Below are 6,419 nucleotides of genomic sequence, written 5' to 3' on the forward strand. Positions count from 1 at the left end.
AAGCTACTGTTCCTCAATCAGTAGTTTATCACATTATATTTTTATGTCAACTTTTTATCCCCTAATACATATTTGGAATATCATACATTTTTTGCTGTGTATTTTAGGGCTAATTCATTTATCTTAATAAAATATGCTAACAGCCTGTCATTTCGCTTATACTCATCATTATCAGGATTTTCTATAAGCACGCGTATATCCTGAAGCTGTATATCTATAAGCATCCTGTTTCTATACAGTATGTATGCCGCTTTTAAGACTTCACGTTTATCTCTGTTGACCGGATCAAGCATGTAGTCATTAAAAACTTCATCATCCTTGTTCATTTCCCGATGTTTAGGAGCTTTGACAATCTTTCTGTACATCTTACTTGGCAGTTCATCCATTAATAAAGAACGGACAGTCAGTTTATCACATAGTTAAAACCAATGAACTGAATATAAGCGAATCAACCTTAAGACGTATGATAAACAGCTGCGAGCTTGAAGCAAGGAATATCGATCTTAGAAATGCCGTAAAACGCCGTCAAAGGCAGAAAAGGCCCAAAGACTACAAATCAATGAAAGTCATAAAGGACGGGCATAAGTATGAGGACTACCTTAAGTTCAAGGAATGTAACCCTATAGAGATTCCACAGATGGATTGTATCGAGGGTTCGAAGGATTCTAAAGCTGTTCTTTTGACATTATTCTTTCCGATTACAAGGCTGCAGCTTGCTTTTATTCTTGAAGAACAGACCTCAGAAAACGTAGTTGCTTGTCTTGATATGCTCGAAGAGATCTTGGGGACAGAGCTGTTTAAAGAAATGTTCCCGTACATAATTACCGATAACAGTCATGAGTTTGCTGATATCGATGGTATGCAACGTTCTATAAATGGCGGCGATCGTTGCTTTATCTATTTTTGTGAGCCCAATCATCCCGAGCAGAAAGGCGGTTGTGAGAAAAACCATGAGTTTATCCGCTATGTGATAAAGAAGGAAACTTCCCTTGAGCCGTATTCTCAGGCTGATATAAGCCTTATGATGGATCACATCAACAGCTATAAACGAAAAGAACTGCATGGGAAATCTCCTTATGAACTGGCTAAGCTCATGTACCCAAAGGATTTTACTAATCTCTTAGGTCTTGAAGAGATTCCGCCAAACGATATAATCCTTCCCCCAAAGCTCCTTAAAAAGTCTGATTCTTCAAACTAAATGCAACACCCAAATATGTACGATTTACTCTGACAGATCCGGAAATGGATCTGTTAAGCATGTGCAAAACAGCGCAAATCTCCCCAAAAATCTATATTTTCGCATATAAAATCGGAGCATATTTAAGCACAAAATAGTGCAAAAATACGCTCCGTTATCATTATTTGCTATGTGTTGCATTTACCTTGAGAATTGACCAACAACTTCTGTTATTCATATATTTTTTGCCTTAACTATAATGCACCAATCGAATTGTTAACAAAAACGTCCCCAAATGTCCCCAAAAGTAACCCAAATGGCAACCATATGGCACCCAAATGGCAATTTCCAATCACAAACCAAAATGATATTCTTATAATGAGCCAAACAATAACTTATAAATCTATCGCTGATACATAAATTCACAGAATATAGCTGTCCTTATTTTGTCCGGTTTTGTCCCTAAATTGTCCCGGTTTTGTCCCGCTATTGTCCATTGATGTTATTTTTAGGGGTGGTAAAATAGTACTTGTAAGAGTATCAAATAAGTTTCATAAACAGAGCAATCAGGAAATTTTCTTGATTGCTTTTTTGTTGCAATTAAGAAAAACGCATTCAGAAAAAAATGCAAACCTAAGCGAATGCGCCGTCACGGATTTTTCCGTTGTGAGGGGTTTGGGGAAGTTCCCCTAACAAGCAAAAAATTGCATTTGTCCCACAAATGCACTGCTTGCCACTTCTTTTATAGCCCTCGTAGGGATTCTTGAGAAGCGGCGCCACTCCAGTATTTGAAGGAGGTTGAATAGAAATGAGCATTAAATCACCTAACTTTAAAAAAGAGTCTGTTTTTGACATTGTAAAATCAAATATCTCAGCCCGTCAGGTTGCCGATTGTTATGGAATTACAATTAATCACAACGGAATGTGTCTGTGTCCTTTCCATAATGACAAACATCCAAGCATGAAAATTGATAAACGCTTCTATTGTTTTGGATGTGGTAAAAAAGGAGATGCGATAGATTTTGTCTCCGACTATTTTCATCTTAATGCAAAAAATTCTGCAATTAAGATTTGTGAAGATTTTGGATTATCGTTTGATACAAATTATCATGCTTCTTCCAAAATCAAATCGCGATCAAAATCAGACGAACAGATTTTGTACGAAACAGAAAAACATATTTTTCTTGTTTTGACAGATTATCTACAGCTGTTAAAAAAATGGAAAACTGAATATGCACCAAAGGATGAAAACGACGAATGGCATCCTTACTTTTGCGAAGCTCTGGAAGAAATAGATCACGTTGAGTATTTGTTAGACACACTACTTTACGGAAATATTTCTGACAGGGCTTTTTTTATTACAAATTATGGAAGGAAGGTTATTACTATTGAAAAACGAATGGAACAACTTAGATGAAAATACAAAGAGAGCTCTGCTTGATGTTGCCAAACAATTTGAATTTACAAATGAAACTCCAAGCTGGTATGACAACAAAAATAATAAGATTGATGAAGTAGAATTTTGTACTTGGTTCATCAGCAAACATCCTCTTAAATATGTCGGAGGAATCTTTTATGACATTGACGGAATTATCAGCGAGGAAAAACTCAAAAAAGAAATCGTTGATGCCCTTAAGCCATATGTAAAAACAAATATTGTCAAAAGAGCCAAACAAATATTAGATGCGCTGAGATATGAATCCATGTGTGAGATTATTCCTAAACATACAGACAGGATTCATTTTAAAAATGGAACATATTTTATTGACGGTGGTTTTGTTCCCGAAAAAGAATTCTGCTCTAACAGATTACCGGTTAATTATAATTCAGACGCTGTCCCTCCAACCAGATGGTTACGTTTTCTTGACGAACTACTCTATCCTGAAGACATATATACTCTACAAGAATTTATGGGATATATCCTTATACCAACGACAAAAGCCCAAGCCATGTTGCTCTTAATCGGAAACGGTGGAGAAGGCAAATCAAGAGTCGGATTCGTATGCAGAAACCTTCTCGGAAACAACATGACTATATGCAGCATTAGCACTCTGGCAAATAACAGATTCAGTTTGGCAGATCAGGAAGGGATGCTCCTTATGATTGATGATGATATGAAAATGGAAGCTCTTACTGACACCGGAGTTATAAAAGCTGTAGTAACCATGGAAGATAAAATGAATCTTGAGCGCAAAGGAAAGCAAAGTTATCAAGGTTATCTAAATGTTAGAATTATGGCTTTCGGAAATGGTTCGCTCAGTTCTCTGTATGATAAATCCGACGGGTTCTATCGCAGACAAATAACCATCAGGGTAAAAGAAAAATCGCAAAACAGAGTTGATGACAGAAATCTTTCTGCAAAATTATCCGAAGAAACTGAAGGAATAGCTCTATGGTGCCTTGAAGGCTTGAAAAGACTTATCAAAAATGAATTTCACTTCACTATAAGCGAACGAACTTTACAAAACCAAGCCGAGTTGCGCAGAGAGGAAGACAGCATTCTTGATTTCTTTGAATCTGAAGGATATATCACATTTGATAAAAATGCCATTGCGACTACCAAAGAGCTATATGAAGCATATTGCCTATGGGGCAATGACAATCTTATCAAGATTCGTTCCGAAAGCTCTTTTTCGAAAGAACTACGACAACGTGCAGATAAACTTGGGCTCAAATATTTAAAAAATGCGTCTATTGATAATAAAACAGCCCGTGGATATAAGGGAATATGCGCTATCCACACGTTAAAAGATATTCCCTTCAAAAACTAAAAGGCAGAAAGGCATCCGTTTTTAATCAATTTCTTTTTACCCATATAAAATCTTCATTGATTTCAAAAATCGTGCCTATGTGCCTAATTATTGATATTTCATGGCTTTAATCATGTTTTTCTCAGCCTTATATAAGGCCTATGTGACTTTTAAATAAAAACAATTATTTCTTAAGCTGATGAATAAAAAACTGATAAGGAGGTGCTTACAATTGAATAATGTCAATAAAGATGCAATTGCAAGTGCTCCTCCATCTGTTTTTGCATCAAGTTATCACAATAATTTCAAAATTAAGAAACTTCAATGTATCGTAAATGAAGAAGATAAAGAAGAATCCAGAGATATTTCTCAATTGAATAAAATTTTAAAATCTGCTACCCTCGTTTCAGGCGATGGCGGCGAGATTATAAATATGATTTCAAAGAAAAAAACTAAACTTGTTGAAAAAGTCTATAGAACTGCACATCCGCGCGCAAAGGAGGAATTATTTTATAAAGGCTCAGATGGAAGATGGAAAAGTAAAAATCCTACATTCAGTGCTAAAAGCCGAGAAGAATTAGTTGAAAAGCTTTATAACTTTTTCTTTTCTCATACTTTTGAAGAAGTTTATCTTGAATGGGTTGATATGCGTATAAGGCATGGTGTTAAATCCAATAAGACTATTCAGGAAGATCTTACATTACTAAAAAATGTCTTTAAAAATGAGCCAATTGCACAAATGCAGATTGCTGATATCAAGAAGAGAGACATAAAGTATATGTTTGAGCGATGGACTGGTCCAGGGCTAATTACCAGAAAAGCTTTTGTAAATCGAAAATCAGCATTAAATGGCGTTTTTATATATGCTGCTGAAAATGAATACATACCCTTAAACTTTATTCCATCCATAGGAACAACAGAACTTAAGTTTAAGGAGCCACGGCATATCAACAAGGCTTTCCACCTCGAAGACAGGGATGCTCTTTTAAAACACTTAAAATCAATTAAACAGGATGGATATACTTTAGCTATTCAACTTGCGCTTTACTCAACCTTCAGAGTTGGTGAGCTACGAGCAATCAGATATGAAGATATTCGTGGAAATATACTTACTATCAAACACCAGCTTGTTGAAGAATCAGTATACTCAATTGATACCAAAAAGATGAAAGTAACTAAAGCTCCCAGACATATAAATGAAAAACTTCCAAAAGGAAATTCTCATTTTTCTGTCAGGGAAATCTATCTGGTACCAGAAGCTTTAGCAATCATTGAAAAAGCACATGAACTTAATCCAGACGGAGAGTATCTTTTCATGTGCCATGGAAGAACAATCAACAATGATACTTTTAATGAGCGTCTTAGAAAGTATTGCGCTGATGCAGGTGTTCCTTATCTTTCAAGCCACAAATTACGCTTCACTGTTGCATCAACACTACGCGCCGCAGGTGTAGATATTGCCTATTTACAAAAAACTTTAGGACATTCAAATCGTGCCATGACAGAACATTATATCTATGAAACTGTTGCAGAACCTGAAGGTATTGAAAACCAACTAATGAATGCTCTAAGTATAGGTTAATATTCATGCAAAAACAATGCATAATATTGTACGCAATATATCTCGCTGAACCTCAGTATTTTCAATACGTGGAACCCTTTTGGATCAAAATGGAACCATTGAATAAAACAAAGAAAAAAGCCGCAAACTCAGATATCATCTAAGTTTACGACTCAACACATTACTGCCGGCGACCGGGATCGAACCGGTACGGGTATTACTACCCACGGGATTTTAAGTCCCGGGCGTCTGCCAGTTCCGCCACGCCGGCATACCATATTTATGATGGTAAAAAATTCGCGATATGCATAGCACATATCGCGAGTGGGGCCTACAGGGCTCGAACCTGTGACCCTCTGCTTGTAAGGCAGATGCTCTCCCAGCTGAGCTAAGACCCCTTATTTATCTGGGATGGTTCTAATATAAAACCGAGTGGAGCTTCAGGGACTTGAACCCGGGACCGACCGGTTATGAGCCGGTTGCTCTAACCAACTGAGCTAAAGCTCCTGAAAAAATAAAATGTTTGAACTGAATATAACAAGAACAAACAAGTGACTCCGACGAGAATCGAACTCGTGTTACCGCCGTGAAAGGGCGATGTCTTGACCGCTTGACCACGGAGCCATATTACAGACCGTAGTTACAGTCTTCATTAGTACCAAACTTCCTTCGCTTAGTACTTAGCTCCCCCTGTCGGACTCGAACCAACGACACTTCGGTTAACAGCCGAATGCTCTACCGACTGAGCTAAGGAGGATTATCGGTACATCTAAAAATAAAGAGCCGTTTTACGACTCTCATTGTACCTTCAAAACCGAACACTGAATTATTTCTTCCAGATTTATCTATACACCTATCTTTTGGATAAGCCCTCGACCTATTAGTACACATCAGCTGAACATGTTACCATGCTTACACCTTGTGCCTATCT

The 6,419-nt window shown here is 37.0% G+C and carries 5 protein-coding genes and 5 tRNA genes; 4 read left to right on the forward strand and 6 right to left on the reverse strand.

Going from position 1 to position 6,419, the window contains the following annotated elements; all coding sequences use genetic code 11:
- Window positions 1–80: 80 nt before the first annotated feature.
- Window positions 81–365 (reverse strand): hypothetical protein, encoded by a 285-nt coding sequence (locus DL92_RS0108550; protein ID WP_026655735.1) that lies wholly within the window; start codon window positions 363–365, stop codon window positions 81–83.
- Between the two features lie 5 nt (window positions 366–370).
- On the opposite strand from DL92_RS0108550, the gene DL92_RS18740 reads away from it, so the two are divergent.
- From DL92_RS18740 to DL92_RS20205, 4 genes are all read left to right on the forward strand, one after another.
- Window positions 371–1,198 carry an IS30 family transposase gene (locus DL92_RS18740; protein ID WP_051199248.1) on the forward strand — a complete coding sequence of 276 codons (828 nt, stop codon included), beginning with the start codon at window positions 371–373 and terminating at the stop codon, window positions 1,196–1,198.
- Between the two features lie 787 nt (window positions 1,199–1,985).
- Window positions 1,986–2,594, forward strand: coding sequence for a CHC2 zinc finger domain-containing protein (locus tag DL92_RS18745; RefSeq protein WP_051625273.1), 609 nt, complete (start codon window positions 1,986–1,988; stop codon window positions 2,592–2,594).
- Entirely contained in the window at window positions 2,566–3,948 is a 1,383-nt protein-coding gene (locus DL92_RS0108570) for a DNA primase family protein (protein ID WP_026667418.1), read from the forward strand. Before DL92_RS18745 ends, DL92_RS0108570 begins: the two co-directional genes overlap by 29 nt.
- A gap of 211 nt (window positions 3,949–4,159) precedes the next feature.
- A complete protein-coding gene (locus tag DL92_RS20205) occupies window positions 4,160–5,509 on the forward strand; it encodes a tyrosine-type recombinase/integrase (RefSeq protein WP_051625274.1) in 1,350 nt (449 codons plus the stop codon).
- Between the two features lie 164 nt (window positions 5,510–5,673).
- Here the strand turns inward: DL92_RS20205 and DL92_RS0108580 are convergent.
- The 5 genes from DL92_RS0108580 to DL92_RS0108600 form a co-directional block, all read right to left on the reverse strand.
- A tRNA-Leu gene (locus DL92_RS0108580) sits at window positions 5,674–5,759 on the reverse strand.
- 54 nt (window positions 5,760–5,813) lie between these two features.
- Window positions 5,814–5,886: transfer RNA gene (locus DL92_RS0108585), tRNA-Val, on the reverse strand.
- A gap of 35 nt (window positions 5,887–5,921) precedes the next feature.
- Window positions 5,922–5,995: transfer RNA gene (locus tag DL92_RS0108590), tRNA-Ile, on the reverse strand.
- 45 nt (window positions 5,996–6,040) lie between these two features.
- Window positions 6,041–6,112: transfer RNA gene (locus DL92_RS0108595), tRNA-Glu, on the reverse strand.
- A gap of 60 nt (window positions 6,113–6,172) precedes the next feature.
- A tRNA-Asn gene (locus DL92_RS0108600) sits at window positions 6,173–6,245 on the reverse strand.
- Between the last annotated feature and the right edge of the window lie 174 nt (window positions 6,246–6,419).

Source organism: Butyrivibrio sp. AE2005, assembly GCF_000686965.1.
GTDB classification, from domain to species: domain Bacteria; phylum Bacillota; class Clostridia; order Lachnospirales; family Lachnospiraceae; genus Butyrivibrio; species Butyrivibrio hungatei_A.